Source organism: Vibrio sp. Vb0667 (assembly GCF_033391095.1).
Genome location: NZ_JAWPOL010000033.1, coordinates 1 through 19,302 on the forward strand (window position 1 = coordinate 1; position 19,302 = coordinate 19,302).

Genomic DNA, 19,302 nt, shown 5'->3' on the forward strand with positions numbered 1-19,302 from the left:
AAATAATTATTGAAGTAAGAACATATTATTAAGTCAAAATTCTAGCTGGCTCACCTATTTCTTTTTCTCGCCACCACTGTTTATTTATATGTTCTTGATGAACGTAAAAACTCTCCCCCGGCATTGGCGTCAGCAGCGTTATATGTTCTTTTTGACAATGGGCAAGCAAATCTAAAATCGGTTCGTCCCAACGGTGAGTAAATAGCTCGTATGTAGCCCAATGTACGGGCAACAGTTTTTTCGCATTTAAATCGTGAAACGCTTGCACGGTATGGTGAGCCTGCATGTGTCCCCAGTTTTCGACCGGATAACCTTGGCCTTTCACATCGGCAGCCACTTCCAAACAGGCAATGTCGATTGGTCCACATCGCAGTGCGATCTCGGAAAAATGCGAATCGTAAGCTGAATCGCCACTAAAATAGAGCGTCTCTTCTTTTCCTTTGATGACCCAAGAAGCCCACAGGGTCGCGTTTTTATCGAAATAAGTACGACCCGAATTATGGTTAGCGGGCGTACAAATCAGTTCGATTCCGGCATAGTGCACGCTATCCCACCAATCGAATTCCACGATGTTGTCTGCGCAAACGCCCCACTTTATCAGATGCTTGCCAACCCCTAAGGGCACATAAAACGTCACGGGTTTATCGGCGTAGAAACGTATGGTCGATGCTTCTAAATGGTCGTAATGATCGTGCGAAATCACGATAATTTCAGGAATCGGCAAACAATCTCTGGCATGGGTATTGGGAATATTGCGTTCAAACCACGCTTTTGCGATGAACGGAGAAGCGTAATCAAATACCGGATCAGTCAGAATTCGAATGCCATCGACCTCCACCAGCATGGTGGAATGGCCCAGCCAAGTAACGCGCATCGATTCACTTCGCTGCGCAAACTGCGTAGGTTGAATTGGGAAATGTGGCAGATGTTCGTTAGGACTCAATGGCGTTCTACCACCAAGATAGCTCCAACACACCTGCCAGAATGATTGCGGGCTAGGGACATTTGGCATCTCGTTTTTAACTCGGCCGTTTTCAAATTGAGGCGAGTGGTGAACACGGTGCGCCAACTGCGCATCGTAGGTTTGAGGGGAAATCAGTGAACTTGGCTTTTGTGTCTTTTGTTCACTTGTTAGGTATGTGCGCTTAAGTATCGTCTCAGACATATCGTAGTTTTGTCTCGCTTGTGAACGCTCAACAGTAGGTTTATTAAAACGTGCGTGTATGTCTATTTCGTGACCAAAATGAGGTGTAAGATGAAGATTCAGTTTCAATCAAACGTCTCCTATTTAAGGATACGGTTCTCAAACCTTCTGAATACTGCGTCGGTTTGAAAGGAGAAAACTATGGTGACTTGCAGCCAATACGATTTTATTGAAATCGCCTGTATGTTTAAGCTCCCTATCGAGATCACACTAAAAAATGGTGAAACTCATCAGGGCAACGCGTTCGACACAGGCTACGACATGCAGCGACAAGAGTGCTTGTTTTTAGATATGGATGGTGAGCACACCGCTTTCCCGACTGAACAATTAGTCGCAATGCGCGCGCTCAAAACCAATCCGCATTTTGACGAAGTGACGTTTGAGTAAACGTCCTTCTTTCACTGGCACTGTCCAATAAAAAACGCCTCTCAAGCTGACACAACTTGAGAGGCGTTCTCTTACACTATTCACCGGAACTTCATGTTATTCACGCGACCGAATGAAAACCAGCATCGGCATCATGATCACGAACATCACTCCCACAAGCTGGAAGGTGTGCACAAACGCGACCATTTGCGATTGCTGCTGCAACATCTGTTGGTATTGGTCTAACGCAACCGGGTCGGTAATAGAAAGCCCCTGATTGGCCGCCCAGTCATGCAAGTTAGGATTATAAGGATTAATACCCTCTCCCAGTGCATGCCATTGCTGTTGACTATCACGATATTGGAACGTGGTGGCGATAGAAATACCAAACGAGCTACCAATGGTACGGAACAGATTGTAAATACTCGCCGCCGCAACAGATTGCTCTTTCGGAATCGTTAAATACGCCAAGGTGGATAGCGTCGAGAAGGTTAAACCAAGCCCCATCCCCTGAATCATACTCGGCATCACAATCCAAAATGTATCGATCTGCAGTGAGTATTGCGTCATCAAATAACTACCAATCCCGATGCAGCTTAAGCCAAAGACTATTTTGATTCTGGGATCGAATTGCGGATTGAGCTTAATCACCAAAATCAACATCGCCGCTGACGCCAACCCACGCGGTGCCATTAATAAACCAGTGGTTGAGACCGGATAATCCAGCAAGCTTTCCAACAGCATTGGTTGTTGAGTCGTCAGACCAAACATCGCCATCGACACCACGGCAATCATCAATGACGAGACCATAAGGTTTCGGTCTTTCAGTAGCCACAATGGCGCTATTGGACTTTTGGTTTTCCAACTGCGATAGATCCACATCACCAATCCCATGACTGCGAGCAATATCGCGGTCTGAATCATACGTGAGTCGAGCCAGTCGTCTTCATTCCCTTTATCCAACACAAACTGCAACGCGCCCACACCTAACGCCATGTAACCGATGATCCACCAGTCAAAGTTAGGTTTGGATTTGTTGTCGATATGGATATAGCGATAAATCAAAGAGGTACAGATCAAACCGAATGGCAAGTTGATGTAAAAAATCCAGCGCCAGTTAATGTTGTCGGTGATCACACCACCTACAACTGGGCCCAAAATAGGACCAAGCAAAATGCCGATGGAGAAAATCGCCATCGCTTTGCCTTTTTGCTCATACGGATAGATCTGCACTAACGTCGACTGCGCCAATGGAATCACCGACGCGCCGAAAGCGCCTTGGATAATGCGAAATAGCACCATCTCTTCAAGAGACTGTGCTTGCCCACAAAGCGCACTGGCAATCACAAAACCGATCACAGCAACCAACATGACTTTGCGTTCACCAAAACGCGACACCCAGAAACTGGTCATCGGAATGAAGATCGCTTCCGCCATGCTGTAACCCGTCAACACCCACGTAATTTGGTCTGCCGTTGCGCCCAACGCGCCCATCATGTGCGATAGCGACACGTTCGCAACGGTCATATCGATTAACACCATGATGGCAGAAAGCATCACGGCGACGGTGGCAATCCCCCGTTTGTCTGCCGTAATTTGATGGCTCATTGCACGCTACTTTGCAAATCAATGGTGACTTCTGAGCTCGCACCCACGCGAAGTTGCGGCGCATCGGCCGGTACTTCTAATGCCAAACGTACAGGGAAACGCTGTTTGATTTTAACCCAGTTACCCGTTGCGTTTTCTGGTGGCATCAAGGAGAACGATGTACCACTCGCAGGCGATAGTTGTTCTACCGTTGCTTTCCACACCACGTCTGGGTACATATCAATCACCACATCCGCATGCATGCCAGGTTTAATATGAGTAAGATCGGTTTCTTTAAAGTTCGCGCGTACCCAATAGCTGTCTTTTAAAATCACAGGGAACAACGTTTGACCCACGCTAACGACCGAGCCTACGTGCGTATTGATCTCACCGGCAATGCCATCCACTGGTGACGTAATGTCGGTGTAGCTCAAGTTCAGCTCTGCTTGCGCTAACTGTGCTCCCGCTTGTTGAACAACCGCAGCCTCTGCGCCTTCTTCACCACGGTTCGCAATGGCTTTTTCTACCGTCGCGCGCGCTTGCTCCAGGCTCGCTTGGGCATTGGCTAGTTTGTTTTTTGCCGTATCTAAATCTTGGTCCGACGCCAGTTTGCGTTTCACCAAGGAATCCGTACGTTTGTACTCCACTTGCGCTTCTGTCAGGTTAGAGCGCGCCGCATCTAAGCCCGCAACGGCTTCAGTTACCTGCTTATCGGCAACGTCATGTTGCTGGACCGCCAATTGGTATGCCGCTTTTGCTTGCTTCACTGCCAACAAATATGGGCGTGAATCTATCTTCAGCAGTAGGTCACCTTTGTTAACGGATTGGAAATCTTTAACATCCACAGAAACCACTTGGCCTTTTACCTGAGGCGCTACCGACAAAATTTTTGCCCTAACGTAGGCATCTTCCGTGCTTGGATGACTGTCAGAATACTGCCAAGACCAATACATCGCACTAAATGCAATAACACAGAGAGTGAAGAAAAGAGTTTTTACCAACTTAGATCTGGAGGAAGAATGCTTTGCGATGTCGTCGCTCATTTATATTGTCCACTTGTTCAATTATGTGATCAGTGTAGGACTTTTCGATCTTCCGACAATAAAATGATCTGCAAGGTAAAGATCCAATTTTGCATGTTGCTAAGTGGAGTAAATGATGTGCAATCAAAACGAGGATAAAAAAGAGGGGCAGTCCCCGTAACCACCCCCAAAGTCATGCCAATAATAGTAATGTGCGTGTAACTACTGGTTTTTCTTAGAACTTGTAACCGCCGCTGATCATAAATACCCAAGGGTTAATTTTGACGTCGGTTTTTTGCTTCACTCCACTTGCTTTATAAGTTGCTTCTGTCTCAATGTTTGCGTACCACGCAGCGGCGTTGAGGAACCATTGATCGTTGATCATATAATCCACACCAATATTCGCTGCTAGACCGAATGAATCATCTAATTTCAAATCTGACAGGTCAGCGCCTTTACCCGTACTATTGAAATCTTCATCAAAGAATATGGTGTAGTTCAGACCTGCACCAACGTATGGACGGAACTTACTTTGAGACTCGCCAAAATAGTACTGCACCATTAGCGTTGGTGGTAAATGTTTGGTTTTCGCGATATCACTACCAACCAAATCTGTCGAAATGTCGTGGCTGAATGGTGTTGCTGCTAGAAGCTCTAAACTGATGTTGTCTGTGAACATGTAGCCAAACGTCAAACCAAGCTGCGTATTTGAGTCAACTTCTAACTCTTCTTGAGAACCAAGAATCTTATCACTGCTGTCATTTGGAACGACAGACGCCGCACCAACACGAAGAACGAAGTCACCTTGTTTATGAGCGAAAACACTTGGTGACATGAGTGCAGCAACCACTGCTAGACTGCAGATTGTTTTTTTCATTTTTATTTCCTTTCGTAGGGCTTCGTTATGTCGTACCCAAAGGGGTGCCTACTAACTGATCTGAGATTTCAAGTAAACTCAGCGCCTTGAAGCACACGGGTATCTATATCTTTTTGAGCTGTGCGCAATCTAGCACATAGAAACCCTACTATTTTGATGGAAATCAATTTGTGAAAAATATAGGTTTTTTGTATAGAGAAACGCCATACCGATCAACAAATTATGCAAATCGGATACAATTCTGTAATGCAAACTGTGCGTGTGAGAAGCTATGCATGCTCAAAAACACGAATCCTCTCGCTAAGGTCCGTAGCCAGCAAAAACTTTTTTCTTCCTCTACGTCTTCTATTTTCAAAAAACAACCCACTTAAAACGCTCGTTTGACCCCTTAAAATCGCGATTTGAGGGGTTTGTAAAACACTGAAATACAAGAAGTTATTTTTCTGGAAAATCAGTCACTTGGAGTGCTAGTCTGCTCGCAGCTAAGGAGAAGACATGTTAAAAACCGATCTCATTTTTGAACGAGAAAACTTTTCTCATCACGATTTTCAGAATGCTACCTTTAAAAACTGCCACTTTTATATGTGCTGTTTCGACCATGCCGATCTGCGCGATGCTAAGTTCATCGACTGTCGCTTTATCGAATCCAAAGCGCTAGAAGGGTGTAGTTTTCGCTTCGCGAACTTAAAAGACGCTAGCTTTACGAACTGCATGTTGGCGATGAGCCTGTTTAACGGCGCAAATTGTATGGGCTTGGAGCTGCGTAAGTGCGATCTCAAAGGGGCAAACTTCCAAGGTGCGAACTTTGCTAATCGCGTCAGCAATACCATGTTTTTCTGTTCTGCTTTTATTACTGGCTGCAACCTCACCTACTGTAACTTCGAACGAGTGTTACTAGAAAAATGTGACCTCTTTGAAAACCGTTGGAACGGTGCGAACCTCGCAGGGGCAACTCTCAAAGGCTCGGATTTATCTCGCTGCGAATTCTCGCCAGAACAATGGGGAACCTTTAACGTTGAGCAGTGTGATCTGACTCATGTCGAACTAGACGGGCTAGATGTTCGCCGCGTTTCTCTGTTTGGTGTTAAAATTTGTGATTGGCAACAAGAGCAATTGCTTGCGCCTTTTGGACTGATCATTCTCTAAGGAAAGGCCATGAACCTGTTTAAAGACTTACCGAATAACCTCGACGAGGAAGTGTTCGAAGACCTGCTGACCCACAAAAACCTGCGTATAGAACGCATTGTCTCAACGGGGCAAACCTCGCCCGAAAGTGGCTGGTACGATCAAGAAGAACATGAATGGGTCTTGGTTCTTAAAGGAGCTGGAGAGCTGACTTTTGAATCAGGTGTAGTGCAACGACTTGAGGCAGGCGATCACGTTACGATTCCAGCTCATACCAAACACAAAGTGAGCTGGACTGACCCAACGCAAGAAACCATCTGGTTGGCGGTGTTTTATCAATAAACACAAAACGATCTTAAACCAAAAAATAGGCGCTGAATTTGCTCGATAATACTAAGCCGTCACTGGCACTGTTTGATTTTGATGGCACCATCACCCGAGAGGATATGTTTAGCCTTTTCCTCCACTATTCTGCTTATGGCCTGCGCAAACGAGTAGGAAAGGTCGCTATCATGCCATTTTATGCGCTGTACAAACTCGGAGTGTTACCCGCTCGTGTTATGCGTCCTCTCAGCAGTTTTATTGCATTTTCAGGGAAAGAAACGCAGAAAATTGAAGCGATTGGCACTCAGTTTGCCCATGAAGTGATCCCGCTGTACTTACGGCCAAAAGCGATGGAAAGGTTGGCGTGGCATCAGCACAGAGGCGATACCATTGTGGTGGTGTCGGCATCACTCAATGCGTATCTCAAGCCTTGGTGTGAAGCGAACGGTTACCACTTGCTGTGCAGTGAACTGATCTCAGAACAGCCAAAACTGAGTGGCTTTTACCAGCAAGGTGATTGTAGTTTAGAAAAAAAAGTCTCGCGCGTTAGGGCCACGTTTTCGCTCGACGAATTTGCGTCTGTTTATGCCTACGGTGATACACACGAAGACATTCCGATGCTAAAACTGGCAGACTACGCGATGCTCAACTGGAGCGAGTGGAGAGCAAGCGAATAACGATATGTGCTCTGATTTTCAAGACAACCACTCGACCAAAGTGATCGTTTTAGGCTAAAAAAACAAACCCTTCTAACATGAGAAGGGTTTTATTGTTCAGAGCCCGAATAACTGGCTTAACGCCATACACCCCATTGGCCTGTTGTGCCTGGTTCCTCACCAGACGTCCACCACTGGGCAGTCCATTCTTTGCCGTTGTGCGTCACCACATCACCTTGGTTGTATACGGCCGTCTTGTCCCACAAGTTGGTTGGTTCAACTGGTGGCGTTACATCCGCTTTGATCAGTGACAACGCATAACTGAAGTCTGCACTTGGCGCTAATACTTGGTTCGCATTCACGTTGTTACTATCGAACATGTAGTGGCTCATCTCTTGATGCCAAATGCCCACGTACCAATCGCCCGTTTGCTGCGCATTAAATTGATCCGCAATTTCTGCCGCCCAAGTCGCCGTATTGTTTGCACTGATTGGTAGTGAAATATCGACAATTTCATTGCCTGTCGCATTAAACGTACGAAAACGAATGGTGTCACCCGCTTCTACTGGTCCGAAACCTTGCTGAACAAAGTAGCCCAGAGATGTCAGATTATTGCCCGGTTCGGTTGGATCAACAGGGTCAGTCGGTGGCGTCGTGCCCGTTCCGTTTAACGTAATGTCACTACAGTTGTAGAAACCTTCCCCAGCGACATCAATGCGCTGCCAACGAGTATAAAGCACCGCATCGCCGGAACGATCAGCAGGGAAAGTCACCTGAATACGGTAGCGTTTTTCCGCATCAACATACACATCACCTGCGGTGTCGATCAGCTCTAAATCACTCCAAGTAAGAGGCTTTGAATCATCATAAGTTGGCTTGGTGAGATAGAATTCCCAGTACGATGGGTTGTGCGGCGCTTTGCCGTAAAACACCAATTCAATCTGGTTATTTGCATCTGGCGTAACATTGGTGCGCTGCCAGTTTGGAGAAGGAAAGTTCAAGCCTTTCTTAGCGGCATCGCCAGCAGAACATAGCTCACCGTCGCGAACCACGGCTTTCACATGCTCCATATCTCGGTAATTTGGTACGTTTGCTGCAATTTCACTGCGCTGCACAAACGGGTAAGCACCAGATTCTTCAAAAGCCGCTTTACACGCTTGGTTAGGGATCTCGTTGGTCCAAAAACCACCGTCTAAATAACACGTATTTTGACGAGCACTTGGAAACTCTACCCAGCCATGGGCGTTGACGTTAAATGAGCTCAATGCGGCAACAGCGCTTAAGCTCAAAAGAGGAAGTGTTACATGTGATTTCATCGTTCATCCTTAATTTTGCTGACTCGCCGCTCTGAAACACAAGCGGTTTAAGCAAAACTAGCAGGATGGGATTATTTAGAAGGTGAGAATAAATATGGAAATTGTAAGAGTGCCATCTGCTTTCCAGCATTTGTTGTGAACCATTCTCATACTCGACTGACTCTTTCGAGTCACTTCAAATTCATGTGCCACAAAAACTGTCACTCTCGTTTGGCTATCGCTCGTCTTTTGGTGTGTCCATCACCACCATCGTTGTGATCGACTTGACGTGTTCGCACTCACCCAACACATCAGCATGGAACGCTTTATAAGCGGCGAGATTTTGCGTCTCTACGCGTATGAGATATTCGTTAGATCCCGTAATGTTGTGACATTCCACCACCTCGTTTACAAAACGCACATGCTCTTCGAAACCCAGCTGTGCCTGCTTAGAGTGCGAGGCCAAACCAATCGACACATAAGCGACAAAACCCACGCCAAGTTGCTGATTATCCAGTACTGCTCGGTAGCCTTTGATCACGCCTTTACGCTCTAAATCTTGCACTCGGCGTAAGGTTGCAGACGGAGATAAACCAACGCGTTCCGACAGCTCCACATTGGAGATTCTTCCGTCTCGTTTGAGCACTTGCAATATTCTTTCGTCAAATCTATCCATGATGATGTTTCATTGCTTATTTAGTTTCTAATCATCAAATAAAAGCACAATATTGACCTCAGTTCTACTTATAGTTGTTCTCAACTTATCGAGAACTGATTCAAGGAACAATCTATGGAATATCATCAACTGGGCGCTTTGGCGTTGTTCGCTTTTGTCTCCACTTTTACGCCGGGTCCCAATAACATTATGTTGATGACCTCAGGGGCAAATGTCGGCTTTAAACGCACTATCCCACATATGTTGGGCATTACCTTTGGCTTTGGTGCCATGCTAATTTTGGTGGGCATTGGCTTGATGAGCCTGTTCCACGCATATCCAATTACACACTCCATTTTAAAAGTATTGAGCTTGAGTTATTTGCTGTACTTGACGTACAAAATCGCCACCAGCGACAAAACCGAAGCAAAACACGATTTTCGCCCGATGTCTTTTTTAGGGGCTGTTGCATTCCAATGGGTGAACCCAAAAGGTTGGTCGATGGCGTTGACGGCCATTACGGTATACACCAGTGGCGGTTCTTGGCTCGAACTGACTTTTATCGCCGGTATCTTCTGTTTAGCCAACTTGCCATCGGTGACATTTTGGACGGCGGCAGGCATGCAATTGCAGCGTTGGTTGACCACCGATAAACGCGTTAAGGGGTTCAACTACAGCATGGCCGCTCTGTTGCTTTTGTCTACGATTCCAATGATATAAGTCCATTTATGGTTAAAAACGACTCACTTTACGTAATTGGGAAAGGACAGATACTGCATTTTGCTTGAGGCTTTGGCGTTAATTCACAGTGTAAATTTGTTTAAAGACGCTACCCTCTTGTTAGGGAACTTGATAATCTTTAAATGAGAAAGAGAATAATTATCGAGTAAAGTAACAATGAAAAAGAAGCCTCAACCTAAAACGCTTGTTGTCACAGACACAGAAACCATCACTCCAAACATGCAGCACATTACCTTGCAAGGTGAGGCGCTGAGCCACTTTCCTCGTGACTGCGAAGGCAGTTACATCAAATTACTGTTTAACGATATGGGCGGCGCGGATCTGAGCATCCTGTCAGAAGACGACCGACCAATCATGCGCACCTATACAATTCGACGCTTTCATCCAGAAACCAGTTCAATCGAAGTGGATTTCGTCCGACACGTAACGCAAGATCTGCAATGCGGATTTGCCGCACGTTGGGCAATGGCCGCGCAAAAAGGCGACACGATCAACATCGTGGGGCCGGGTAGCATTTCCAACTTAAATACTGAGGCGGATTGGTTCTTCATGGCTGCCGATATGACGGCACTTCCAGCGCTTTCTGCGAAAATTCGCACGTTGCCAGAAGAGGCCAAAGGCTACGCTGTGATCAGCGTGATGTCTCCAAACGACATCCAACCCCTACACGCGCCAGCAGGCGTGGAGTTGATTTGGTTAACCGAAGGGCAAGCCTTGGCTGATAGCGTTCGCGAACTCGAGTGGTTAGATGGTAACGCTTCGGTATGGTGTGCGTGTGAGTTCGATTCAATGCGCGCGCTGCGCCAATATTTCCGCAACGAAAAAGAAGTCGATCGCGAGAATATCTACATCAGCAGCTATTGGAAAAAAGGCGTGTCTGAAGATGGACACAAAGTGATTAAACGTGAAGACGCGGAATCCAACCAATAGTGATTCATGTCTTTTCGATTCCAGCTCTCATCCTAATAAAAACGCCCGGCATCACTGGGCGTTTTAGCAACTTCAGTTGTATTAAAGTTCATGAAAACTCTAATCCGCTAGTTCCTGCGCTAAAAAGTCGATCAACAACCTCACTTTGGGCGATAAATTTCGGCTTTGTGGATACAGTGCCCAAATGCCTTCACGGTCGTCTCGGTAATCGGTCAGCACCTCGACTAGCTCACCGTTATCTAGGGCTTCTTGAACGTAATAGTCCGGCAACTGCACTAAACCCAAACCACGTTTGGCGGCGCCCATTAGCGCAAAACCACTATTGCATTTAATCCTCCCCGACACGCGCAAAGACTTATCGCGTTTATTTTCCTTAAAATGCCAATAATCGACCGAACCAACCAAGCACTGATGTCGAGCCAGTTCGGATAATGTGTGAGGCTCGCCAAATCGCTCCAAATACATAGGGCTAGCACACACGTAATTTTGACGCGACGAAAGACGCTTTGCGATCATGCTGGAATCTTGCAGGCGGCCAAGACGAATCGCCACGTCTACCCCTTGCTCTATCAAATCCAGTTTTTGATTGGTCAGCACTAAATCGAGGTCCACACGCGGGTACTTCTCCAAAAACTGATGCAAGAGCGGCGCGAGGTTCATTTCCCCATAGGTCACAGGCGCTGTCACACGCAGCAAACCTCGCGGTTCAGTCTGCATTTGCGTTACAGCAAGCTCAGCCAGTTCTAGCCCTTCGACCAAATGTTTGCACTGCTGATAATAAAGCTGTCCAGCTTCAGACAGAGAAACTTTTCGCGTCGTGCGATGCAGTAACTTAACCGCAAGACGCTCTTCAAGTGCCGATACGCGGCGACTGATTTGTGCCACTGACGTTTTCAGTTTAGCCGCGGCAGCTGTAAAGCTGTTAGTTTCCGCTACGGCAACAAACTCGCTGACTCCTTCCCAATTCGCCATGCTGTATTCCTGTCGACCTCTTCTAGACAAATAGTGATTACATTGTTCTCGTCGCGCTACGCTTTGAAAACTGGAGAACTTTACGCGTCAGGTAACGGACGAAGATCGTCGTATTGCGCATCAAGCTCAATACCAAAATATTCTTTCAACGCATCCAGGTAGGCTTGACCTGGCTCTAGCTCTATTTCTGTTAGCGCTTCATGATTGGTGCATCTGAGTGTGTAGTTAAGCAGCGTCACCAACCCACTTTCTGTCGCTCTAGCAGCGACCCTTGCGCTAGTAAAACGCGAATTAGGCGAAGTCGAGGTAAAGAAGTTGCTACATGCAATGTCACCAGCAAACACAAACTCTAGGTCAAAGCTGTATAGATTGTTCCACGTGTCCGTTCCATCGGTTGAAAGCACTTGGAGGAAATAACCAAACTGAGCATCTTTGACAAAACGGAAGGTTTGTAAATCCGTCTGAATCACTTGGTCAAGGATAAATGGCAATGGCGCTCGAGGGGTATTGGAGCCAAAACCCACATCGACAATCCATGTTTGTTCCTCTAACGTCACTAACGTGATTTGATGACTACGACCTGTTGGTGTACCAGACACATGTACACGCCCTAGCAAACTTCGCGCTTCAAACCCAAGAGTGTTGAGCACATCAAGCATTAAACCATTTAATTCAAAGCAGTAACCACCGCGAGAGTGGTACACGGTTTTTTGAATAATATCTTCAATCTCAACAGAGACGCCTCGCTGCAATGCGATGTCAAAATTCTCAAACGGCAGGCAACGATGCTGCGCCACGTGAATTCTGTGCAATGACTCCAAATCGGCGGGCAATTCACTAGGCAAGCCTAGCTTGGTTAAATAGGCACTCAGATCCGTCTTATTCATAATCACTCTTACTTAGCTGATGGTTTGACAGTTTTCTACTTTAGCCCCTCTATCTAACTTCAGGTCAATCACCTTTTCCATTTCCCTTCCGCTTTAAGGAGGCATCGCACTCTTTTTACACGCTCACCTTATCATTATTACGCATATGTAAAAATCATTTTCAAAATGGACGGATTATCATTTTTACTGAAACACCTACAATGAGCACCAACAAAACGACGAAGCGCGGTAAGCAAACCTTAACTACGCTTATTACGTCACTCCATATACTGAAAATATAAAGGAAACATCCAATGTCGCTTGAAATCAAACCTGGTCAAACTCACATAAAATCAAAAGCAATGGTCGCTTGGGCTGCAGGTGAGCCGCTTAAAATGGAAGAAGTTGATGTACAACTTCCAAAAGCCGGCGAAGTGCTAGTACGCATCGTAGCAACTGGTGTTTGTCACACTGACGCATTCACACTATCAGGTGACGATCCAGAAGGTATCTTCCCTTCAATCCTTGGTCACGAAGGTGGCGGTATCGTTGAAATGGTTGGCGAAGGCGTAACAAGCGTTGAAGTTGGCGACCACGTTATCCCACTTTACACTGCTGAATGTGGTGAGTGTAAGTTCTGTAAATCTGGCAAAACGAACCTATGTCAGGCCGTTCGTGAAACGCAAGGTAAAGGCCTAATGCCAGATGGCACAAGCCGATTCTCTATCAACGGCGAAACTATCTTCCACTACATGGGGTGTTCTACTTTCTCTGAGTACACGGTTCTTCCAGAAATCTCACTAGCGAAAGTAAACAAAGAAGCACCACTTGAAGAAGTTTGTCTTCTAGGTTGTGGCGTAACCACTGGTATGGGTGCGGTATTAAACACAGCTAAAGTTGAAAAAGGCGACACCGTGGCAATCTTTGGTCTAGGCGGTATCGGTCTTTCTGCAATCATCGGTGCTCGCATGGCTGGTGCCAGCCGCATCATCGGTGTAGACATCAACGAAAGCAAATTCGACCTAGCGAAACAACTTGGTGCAACTGATTGCATCAACCCACAAAAATTCGACAAGCCAATTCAAGAAGTGATTGTTGAAATGACAGACGGTGGTGTTGACTACTCATTCGAATGTATCGGTAACGTAAACGTGATGCGCCAAGCACTTGAGTGCTGTCACAAAGGTTGGGGTGAGTCAGTCATCATTGGTGTTGCTGGTGCAGGTCAAGAGATCTCAACTCGTCCATTCCAACTGGTAACTGGTCGTGTATGGCGTGGCAGCGCTTTCGGTGGCGTTAAAGGTCGCTCTGAGCTTCCAGAAATCGTAAACCGTTACATGGCTGGTGAATTCGGCTTACAGGAGTTCATTACCCACACAATGGGATTAGCAGACGTCAACAAAGCGTTTGATCTGATGCATGAAGGTAAGAGCATCCGAACAGTTATCCATATGGATCAATAATGCTGCCTCAGGCTCTCCTTTTGGGGAGCCTGAATTCCTTCTGCTAATTAGAGAGTTTATTCATGACCATTGAAAATGTAAGCCAAGCCAAAGTGTTTGGCGGTTGGCACAAGCAATATACACACGAATCCAATGCCCTAAACTGCACCATGCGCTTCGCGATATTCTTGCCACCTAACGCAACGAAATCAAATCCCGTACCCGCGCTATACTGGCTCTCTGGTTTAACGTGTACCGATGAGAACTTTATGCAGAAAGCGGGCGCATTTCGTATGGCGGCCGAGCTTGGCATTGCGATCATTGCACCAGACACAAGTCCGAGAGGCGAAGGTATCGCTGACGACGAAAGCTATGACCTAGGAAAAGGAGCTGGCTTTTACCTTAATGCGACGCAAGCACCTTGGTCACTGCATTACTGCATGTACGACTATGTGACCGAGGAGTTACCTGCGATCATCGAAAGTAACTTCCCTGTCTCTGACGTGAAGTCGATTTCGGGTCACAGCATGGGCGGCCACGGAGCGCTCACCATTGGTCTGAAAAATTCAGAACAGTACCGTTCTATTTCAGCGTTCAGTCCAATCAGTAACCCAATGCAATGCCCTTGGGGACAAAAAGCCTTTACTGCTTACTTAGGCAAGGAGCTTGAAAGCTGGAAGCAATACGATGCAAGTGAACTTCTAAAACAACAACAATCACCATTACCAATTTTGGTTGATCAAGGTGATGCTGATGGTTTCTTAAATGAGCAGCTTAGACCGGAAGCGCTGATTGCTGCGGCAAAAATACACGATTCAAACCTAACCTTGAGAATGCAACCAGGCTATGACCATAGCTATTACTTCATCTCAAGCTTTATTGAAGAGCACCTCAACTTCCATGCAAAATATTTGTTTGCATAGTTAATTTAAGTAAGCTCATGAAATAAAAAATAAAGTCACCAAAACTAGGTGACTTTATTTTCTTTACGTACTAACAAATACATATCTGAATATCGATGATTTAAATATGTAAAATAATGTAACTTAAGAACAAATTCGACGTCCATTTCTCGCCTTATTAAATTCTCATTTCCGACACAGTATCTTTATTAAAAATGAAACAAAGCTGCACTAAAAACCAATTAAATACCGCGAAATCATTACGAAACTCTACCATCATCCCAATACTCTGAGCTTTTAATTAAGAAGCAACTTAATAACCTTGACGTGACGTAAACCGACAGTTATTTTTGAAACATAACGTATTATAAAATCTCATCCGGTTGGCTCTATAATTATAAATAAATTACCGCTAGCACCTTTGTCCTAGCTAAGAAAAAAGAATAAAACTCAAAAGGGCATATGATGAAAAAGATAGTCGCGCTAGGTCTGTTTTTTGTTGCGCCATTCTTGTCTGCAAATACGATCGTATTTAGTAGTAGCCAGCAGCCTAGTGTCATACTGGAACTGGAAGAGATCCAAGCTTTACCTGCCACTAGCTACACGATGACATTGCCTTGGCTTCCTGCCTCGTCAGAGTTTTTAGGCGTTAAACTCAGCACGCTTCTTACACACGTCTACGGAAAGGTACCAGAGCAGGTTGATATCAGCAGCTTAAACGACTACCACTCGACATTGTCCCGACAAGATATTCTTCGATATCAACCAATACTGGCTTATCAACAAGATCAGAATTACATAAAAGTCAGGAATAAAGGCCCTTTCTGGGTGATATATCCACTCAATCTCTATCCAGAGCTAAACTACAATAAATATCATGCGCAAATGGTATGGCAAGTAAATGAAATAAAAGAAAAATAATAAGAATGAAGTTATCAGAACCCTATTCTAAGAAACAAAGAATATTGCAATATTCTACCACCAGCAAAATGCTGCTGGTGGTGTTTGCCGTTTCTTTGCTTCTCGCGAATGTCGTGCTTTTACAGCAAACACGTTCACTCTCACAAAATTTTAATAACGAACAAAAACAAGCGACTTGGTTTTTATTCCAACTCTCCAAAGAACTATCAGAACTTGTCGGCGAGGCCAGACGGTTAGATGAAAACGTATTGAATATTGACGGTGCAGAGCTTCAATACGAGTTAGCGTGGAGTCGCTTTGACTTATTGACCAGTAGCACGAAAGCCAATAAGTTCTTTTCTCGGAACAACATGCACCTTTACTTCATTAACCTTTTTGAAGAGTTCAAAGAGCTAGAAAAACAACTAGTAGAAGCTAGAACAGGTGATAGCCAAGCTGCTGCTGCATTTTATCGTTCAACTCAAACACTATATTTAGGCTTAATAGACTTCGTTAATCAAAACTTCCGTCTAAGTAGTAAAGCTTATGAAGCACAAAAAGGTCAAACCCAGCGCTTAATGCAAGCACAATATATGCTGTTTGCGACGTTCGTTTTGTCGATTATCTCTCTAACTTATTTCTTTTATCGTGAATCCCATTTTCATAGAAAATTGGCGCTAAGCGACCCTTTGACGAACCTAGGGAACCGCAATGCACTATTCATTACCCTAAACAAATTTACTCAAGAAAAAAGGCCCTTTTCTCTCTGGATTCTAGATTTAAATGGTTTTAAAGAAGTCAACGACACACACGGACACCAAGTTGGCGACACTGTACTGCGGGAAATCGCTAGGCGGCTTAATTCTATGACACTCAATGATTTTACTGTTTATCGCATGGGAGGAGATGAGTTCGCGGTTATACTTGAAGGTGAACATCTCAATGAAGAGAACGTACGTGAGCAGATAAATACCGTCTTTGATGCACAAATATTAAACTCCGATAAAGTCTCAACACTTTCAACGAGCATGGGCTTAGCGCAATACCCTAAAGACAGTGACAATGTTGACTTTCTTATCAGCATAGCGGATAAGCGCATGTACAAAATGAAATTTCAACGTTAAACGGTATATATGATGAGAAAGTTCATGCAAGTACTGCTTCTACTGGCAGTCATTGCGGCAGGTGTGTTGGCTTGGGTATTTATTCCATCGCACGAAACCATCGGGCAAAAAACGCTTGAGCAGGCACTCAACGACGACTATAGCCTAGTTGGGCATCGAATCTACTCAACCGATCCGGATGCTGGCAACCGATTCGGCTACTTCGTATTGGCAACGGGCCAGAGCATTGAAGAGCAAGAGCCGTTTTTGGTCACTTCGGATCAGTTTATTCGCATGGAGCAAACGGGTGATAATACCTTGTCTGTGACCGTCAATGGCCGTATTTACCATTATCATAACGACTTGTGGGTGCCAAAATCAGACGGGAAATTGCAACACTTTTTAGTCAGCGCAACCGCCAAGTACGTACGCTAAAAACGGGAACATTACTCCCCCCCAAAAAAACAAAGCCCCGCAGTGTATGCGGGGCTTTTTACGTGAAGAAGAAAATAACATCGAAAAAATGAGCGTTACTTCGCTAACACTTTCTCTTTAATCACTTTGAGTACCCCAGCCTCTTGGTTGCTTGGCGCAGAATAACGAGCAATTTTCTTAATCTCTTCGTGCGCGTTGGCAACCGCGTACGAATGCTCACTGACTTGCAGCATTTCGAGGTCATTGAGGTAGTCACCAAACGTCATAGTTTCTGCCGGAGTAAAATTCATCGTCTCTTGAAGATGCTGAATGGCCGCACCTTTAGAGGCCTCGGCATTCATCACATCCAGCCAGATTTTTGCACTCACCACGACTTTATGCGTTGCGCCCAACTTTGCGTTCATGGTCGGGAACAGGAGCTCTTCCGAACCGTCAAAGTGACAAATTGCTACCTTAATAAACTCGTCTTCGACCTCAAGCAAATCCGGCACATATTCACAGCGGTGGTAGTACTTTTGAAATTCTTCCAGCGATTGCTGATCATGCGTTTCGATGTACGCCGAGCGCTTGCCACACAATACGATGTTCGCCCCGTCAATTTCACGAGCCGCTTTCACAATCTCCAACACTTCCGCTTTAGGAATGGTACAACTGTAGAGCTCTTTGTCTTGGTACATCACTAAGGTGCCGTTTTCAGCCACATACAACAGTCTGTCTTTGATTGGCGCGAACGTGTCTCGCAGACTGTAATACTGACGACCAGACGCAGCGGAGAACAAAATACCTTGCTCTTCCAGTTGCAAAAACAGATCGAAAAACTCCGGATCCAAACGACCGTATTGGTCAAGCAATGTGCCATCCATATCGGAAGCAATAAATTTGATGCGAACTTGTGACATTAACGAAAACTCTAAATGATGCTGCGAAAATATATCCATGTAAGGTACAGGATCTTGTATGAATCTCAAGTCGGGATGACGACGCTTTTCGCATTCACCAAGGGTGCTGTTTAAAGTAATCTTCACTGTGATCGATGAAAGCTCTCACCGCAGGAGACAAGTGTTTACGTGATGAATACAGCGCGTAAATGTTGAGATCATTTGGCTTCCAATCCGGCAACACCGACTCAAGCTGACCCGATTTGAGATAGATATTGCTCAAGTAAGTTGGCAACATCGAAATACCCATGCCTTGTAAAGCGCCATGCAATAACGCCGTGGCCTCATTGCTGGTTAGGCGACACTCAATTCCCACCGATTCGAACTGGTCGCCCTGAGACAAATGCCACACGTGACGCTCAAAGTTTTTGTATCCCAAACAGTCGTGTGAAGATAAATCTCGCGGATGCGCGATCGCGTGGTGAGTTTGTAAATATTGCGGTGATGCTACCAACACCGATTCGCACACCACAATCGGCTTACCAATCAAAGAAGGATCGGGATCTGACGCAATTCGGATCGCCAGATCGATACGTTGTTCGGTTAGATCACTCACTGAATCTTGCAGATCTATGTCGATATGCACTTTGGGGTGCTTTTGCATAAAACTGTTTACTACGGGGATCAACTGTGAGAATCCAAATGAAGTACTAGACGCAAGACGGATTTTTCCGGACAGCTCACCATCAGCGGCAATGTTCGACGTTAATGTATCGGCCTGTTTTAACCAGCGCTCAATCTGAGGCAAGCTGCGCTCCCCTGCGGTGGTGAGGGACACCTTGCGCGTGGTGCGGTGTAACAAACGAGTTTGCAGCCAGTTCTCCATCGCCTCTACATAACGAGTCACCATTGGCCGAGACATGTCTAACCGCTCTGCGGTCGCGGTAAAACTGCCAGAATACACCACATCCACAAACACTTTTGCTGCCGTTACTCTATCCATACATTTGATCGAAATAAGA

Annotated in this window: 21 protein-coding genes; 11 read left to right on the forward strand and 10 right to left on the reverse strand. The window is 45.5% G+C overall.

Going from position 1 to position 19,302, the window contains the following annotated elements; all coding sequences use genetic code 11:
* Positions 1-28: 28 nt before the first annotated feature.
* Positions 29-1,165 (reverse strand): MBL fold metallo-hydrolase, encoded by a 1,137-nt coding sequence (locus tag R8269_RS20175; RefSeq protein ID WP_064369693.1) that lies wholly within the window; start codon positions 1,163-1,165, stop codon positions 29-31.
* Between the two features lie 180 nt (positions 1,166-1,345).
* On the opposite strand from R8269_RS20175, the gene R8269_RS20180 reads away from it, so the two are divergent.
* Positions 1,346-1,591: a Rho-binding antiterminator gene (locus tag R8269_RS20180; RefSeq protein ID WP_005374351.1), complete on the forward strand. Its 246-nt coding sequence runs from the start codon at positions 1,346-1,348 to the stop codon at positions 1,589-1,591.
* A 96-nt stretch (positions 1,592-1,687) separates the two neighbouring features.
* Here R8269_RS20180 and R8269_RS20185 read toward each other — a convergent pair whose 3' ends face one another.
* The 3 genes from R8269_RS20185 to ompW form a co-directional block, all read right to left on the reverse strand.
* Positions 1,688-3,178, reverse strand: coding sequence for an MDR family MFS transporter (locus tag R8269_RS20185; RefSeq protein WP_005383288.1), 1,491 nt, complete (start codon positions 3,176-3,178; stop codon positions 1,688-1,690).
* The gene (locus R8269_RS20190; protein ID WP_064369525.1) at positions 3,175-4,200 is read right to left on the reverse strand and encodes an HlyD family secretion protein; all 1,026 of its coding nucleotides are present in this window, start codon (positions 4,198-4,200) and stop codon (positions 3,175-3,177) included. Before R8269_RS20190 ends, R8269_RS20185 begins: the two co-directional genes overlap by 4 nt.
* Before the next feature lie 214 nt (positions 4,201-4,414).
* A complete protein-coding gene (gene ompW / locus R8269_RS20195) occupies positions 4,415-5,056 on the reverse strand; it encodes an outer membrane protein OmpW (RefSeq protein ID WP_318222647.1) in 642 nt (213 codons plus the stop codon).
* Between the two features lie 495 nt (positions 5,057-5,551).
* Here ompW and R8269_RS20200 point away from each other — a divergent pair, with 495 nt between their 5' ends.
* From R8269_RS20200 to R8269_RS20210, 3 genes are read left to right on the forward strand one after another with little or no spacing between them, the layout of a single operon-like run.
* Positions 5,552-6,202, forward strand: coding sequence for a Qnr family pentapeptide repeat protein (locus R8269_RS20200; protein WP_005374358.1), 651 nt, complete (start codon positions 5,552-5,554; stop codon positions 6,200-6,202).
* A gap of 9 nt (positions 6,203-6,211) precedes the next feature.
* Entirely contained in the window at positions 6,212-6,523 is a 312-nt protein-coding gene (locus tag R8269_RS20205) for a cupin domain-containing protein (protein WP_005383281.1), read from the forward strand.
* Between the two features lie 38 nt (positions 6,524-6,561).
* Positions 6,562-7,182, forward strand: a complete 621-nt coding sequence (locus R8269_RS20210; protein WP_213869053.1) for an HAD-IB family hydrolase — start codon at positions 6,562-6,564, stop codon at positions 7,180-7,182.
* Between the two features lie 116 nt (positions 7,183-7,298).
* Here the strand turns inward: R8269_RS20210 and R8269_RS20215 are convergent, their stop codons facing one another.
* Together R8269_RS20215 and R8269_RS20220 are read right to left on the reverse strand one after the other, a co-directional pair.
* Entirely contained in the window at positions 7,299-8,477 is a 1,179-nt protein-coding gene (locus R8269_RS20215; protein WP_136976759.1) for a lytic polysaccharide monooxygenase, read from the reverse strand.
* A 214-nt stretch (positions 8,478-8,691) separates the two neighbouring features.
* Positions 8,692-9,132, reverse strand: a complete 441-nt coding sequence (locus R8269_RS20220; RefSeq protein WP_031780811.1) for an Lrp/AsnC family transcriptional regulator — start codon at positions 9,130-9,132, stop codon at positions 8,692-8,694.
* A gap of 114 nt (positions 9,133-9,246) precedes the next feature.
* Here R8269_RS20220 and R8269_RS20225 point away from each other — a divergent pair, with 114 nt between their 5' ends.
* Both R8269_RS20225 and R8269_RS20230 read left to right on the forward strand, forming a co-directional pair.
* Positions 9,247-9,831: a LysE family translocator gene (locus R8269_RS20225; protein ID WP_053303997.1), complete on the forward strand. Its 585-nt coding sequence runs from the start codon at positions 9,247-9,249 to the stop codon at positions 9,829-9,831.
* Between the two features lie 177 nt (positions 9,832-10,008).
* The gene (locus tag R8269_RS20230; protein ID WP_318222648.1) at positions 10,009-10,782 is read left to right on the forward strand and encodes a siderophore-interacting protein; all 774 of its coding nucleotides are present in this window, start codon (positions 10,009-10,011) and stop codon (positions 10,780-10,782) included.
* A 99-nt stretch (positions 10,783-10,881) separates the two neighbouring features.
* On the opposite strand, the gene R8269_RS20235 is transcribed toward R8269_RS20230, so the two are convergent.
* The gene (locus tag R8269_RS20235) at positions 10,882-11,754 is read right to left on the reverse strand and encodes a LysR family transcriptional regulator (protein ID WP_017633836.1); all 873 of its coding nucleotides are present in this window, start codon (positions 11,752-11,754) and stop codon (positions 10,882-10,884) included.
* Positions 11,755-11,834: 80 nt separating this feature from the next.
* A complete protein-coding gene (locus R8269_RS20240) occupies positions 11,835-12,641 on the reverse strand; it encodes an arylamine N-acetyltransferase family protein (RefSeq protein WP_005374380.1) in 807 nt (268 codons plus the stop codon).
* 293 nt (positions 12,642-12,934) lie between these two features.
* Here R8269_RS20240 and R8269_RS20245 point away from each other — a divergent pair, with 293 nt between their 5' ends.
* From R8269_RS20245 to R8269_RS20265, 5 genes are all read left to right on the forward strand, one after another.
* Complete coding sequence (locus tag R8269_RS20245; protein ID WP_017821027.1) at positions 12,935-14,083, forward strand: S-(hydroxymethyl)glutathione dehydrogenase/class III alcohol dehydrogenase; 1,149 nt, start codon at positions 12,935-12,937, stop codon at positions 14,081-14,083.
* 62 nt (positions 14,084-14,145) lie between these two features.
* The gene (gene fghA / locus R8269_RS20250; protein ID WP_005374382.1) at positions 14,146-14,985 is read left to right on the forward strand and encodes an S-formylglutathione hydrolase; all 840 of its coding nucleotides are present in this window, start codon (positions 14,146-14,148) and stop codon (positions 14,983-14,985) included.
* Positions 14,986-15,429: 444 nt separating this feature from the next.
* Positions 15,430-15,885, forward strand: a complete 456-nt coding sequence (locus R8269_RS20255; RefSeq protein WP_158173505.1) for an oxidoreductase — start codon at positions 15,430-15,432, stop codon at positions 15,883-15,885.
* A gap of 5 nt (positions 15,886-15,890) precedes the next feature.
* Positions 15,891-16,988: a GGDEF domain-containing protein gene (locus R8269_RS20260; RefSeq protein ID WP_053303994.1), complete on the forward strand. Its 1,098-nt coding sequence runs from the start codon at positions 15,891-15,893 to the stop codon at positions 16,986-16,988.
* 9 nt (positions 16,989-16,997) lie between these two features.
* Positions 16,998-17,402, forward strand: a complete 405-nt coding sequence (locus tag R8269_RS20265; RefSeq protein WP_044129611.1) for a hypothetical protein — start codon at positions 16,998-17,000, stop codon at positions 17,400-17,402.
* A 95-nt stretch (positions 17,403-17,497) separates the two neighbouring features.
* Here R8269_RS20265 and R8269_RS20270 read toward each other — a convergent pair whose 3' ends face one another.
* Together R8269_RS20270 and R8269_RS20275 are read right to left on the reverse strand one after the other, a co-directional pair.
* Positions 17,498-18,301, reverse strand: coding sequence for an HAD family hydrolase (locus R8269_RS20270; protein WP_213907510.1), 804 nt, complete (start codon positions 18,299-18,301; stop codon positions 17,498-17,500).
* 94 nt (positions 18,302-18,395) lie between these two features.
* Positions 18,396-19,283: a LysR family transcriptional regulator gene (locus R8269_RS20275; RefSeq protein WP_213907511.1), complete on the reverse strand. Its 888-nt coding sequence runs from the start codon at positions 19,281-19,283 to the stop codon at positions 18,396-18,398.
* Between the last annotated feature and the right edge of the window lie 19 nt (positions 19,284-19,302).

Coding starts and splice junctions, on each gene's coding strand:
- R8269_RS20175 (WP_064369693.1), bottom strand. CDS start 1,165: ATGTCTGAGACGATACTTAAGCGCACATACCTAACAAGTGAACAAAAG.
- R8269_RS20180 (WP_005374351.1), top strand. CDS start 1,346: ATGGTGACTTGCAGCCAATACGATTTTATTGAAATCGCCTGTATGTTT.
- R8269_RS20185 (WP_005383288.1), bottom strand. CDS start 3,178: ATGAGCCATCAAATTACGGCAGACAAACGGGGGATTGCCACCGTCGCC.
- R8269_RS20190 (WP_064369525.1), bottom strand. CDS start 4,200: ATGAGCGACGACATCGCAAAGCATTCTTCCTCCAGATCTAAGTTGGTA.
- ompW (WP_318222647.1), bottom strand. CDS start 5,056: ATGAAAAAAACAATCTGCAGTCTAGCAGTGGTTGCTGCACTCATGTCA.
- R8269_RS20200 (WP_005374358.1), top strand. CDS start 5,552: ATGTTAAAAACCGATCTCATTTTTGAACGAGAAAACTTTTCTCATCAC.
- R8269_RS20205 (WP_005383281.1), top strand. CDS start 6,212: ATGAACCTGTTTAAAGACTTACCGAATAACCTCGACGAGGAAGTGTTC.
- R8269_RS20215 (WP_136976759.1), bottom strand. CDS start 8,477: ATGAAATCACATGTAACACTTCCTCTTTTGAGCTTAAGCGCTGTTGCC.
- R8269_RS20220 (WP_031780811.1), bottom strand. CDS start 9,132: ATGGATAGATTTGACGAAAGAATATTGCAAGTGCTCAAACGAGACGGA.
- R8269_RS20225 (WP_053303997.1), top strand. CDS start 9,247: ATGGAATATCATCAACTGGGCGCTTTGGCGTTGTTCGCTTTTGTCTCC.
- R8269_RS20230 (WP_318222648.1), top strand. CDS start 10,009: ATGAAAAAGAAGCCTCAACCTAAAACGCTTGTTGTCACAGACACAGAA.
- R8269_RS20235 (WP_017633836.1), bottom strand. CDS start 11,754: ATGGCGAATTGGGAAGGAGTCAGCGAGTTTGTTGCCGTAGCGGAAACT.
- R8269_RS20240 (WP_005374380.1), bottom strand. CDS start 12,641: ATGAATAAGACGGATCTGAGTGCCTATTTAACCAAGCTAGGCTTGCCT.
- R8269_RS20245 (WP_017821027.1), top strand. CDS start 12,935: ATGTCGCTTGAAATCAAACCTGGTCAAACTCACATAAAATCAAAAGCA.
- fghA (WP_005374382.1), top strand. CDS start 14,146: ATGACCATTGAAAATGTAAGCCAAGCCAAAGTGTTTGGCGGTTGGCAC.
- R8269_RS20255 (WP_158173505.1), top strand. CDS start 15,430: ATGAAAAAGATAGTCGCGCTAGGTCTGTTTTTTGTTGCGCCATTCTTG.
- R8269_RS20260 (WP_053303994.1), top strand. CDS start 15,891: ATGAAGTTATCAGAACCCTATTCTAAGAAACAAAGAATATTGCAATAT.
- R8269_RS20265 (WP_044129611.1), top strand. CDS start 16,998: ATGATGAGAAAGTTCATGCAAGTACTGCTTCTACTGGCAGTCATTGCG.
- R8269_RS20270 (WP_213907510.1), bottom strand. CDS start 18,301: ATGTCACAAGTTCGCATCAAATTTATTGCTTCCGATATGGATGGCACA.
- R8269_RS20275 (WP_213907511.1), bottom strand. CDS start 19,283: ATGGATAGAGTAACGGCAGCAAAAGTGTTTGTGGATGTGGTGTATTCT.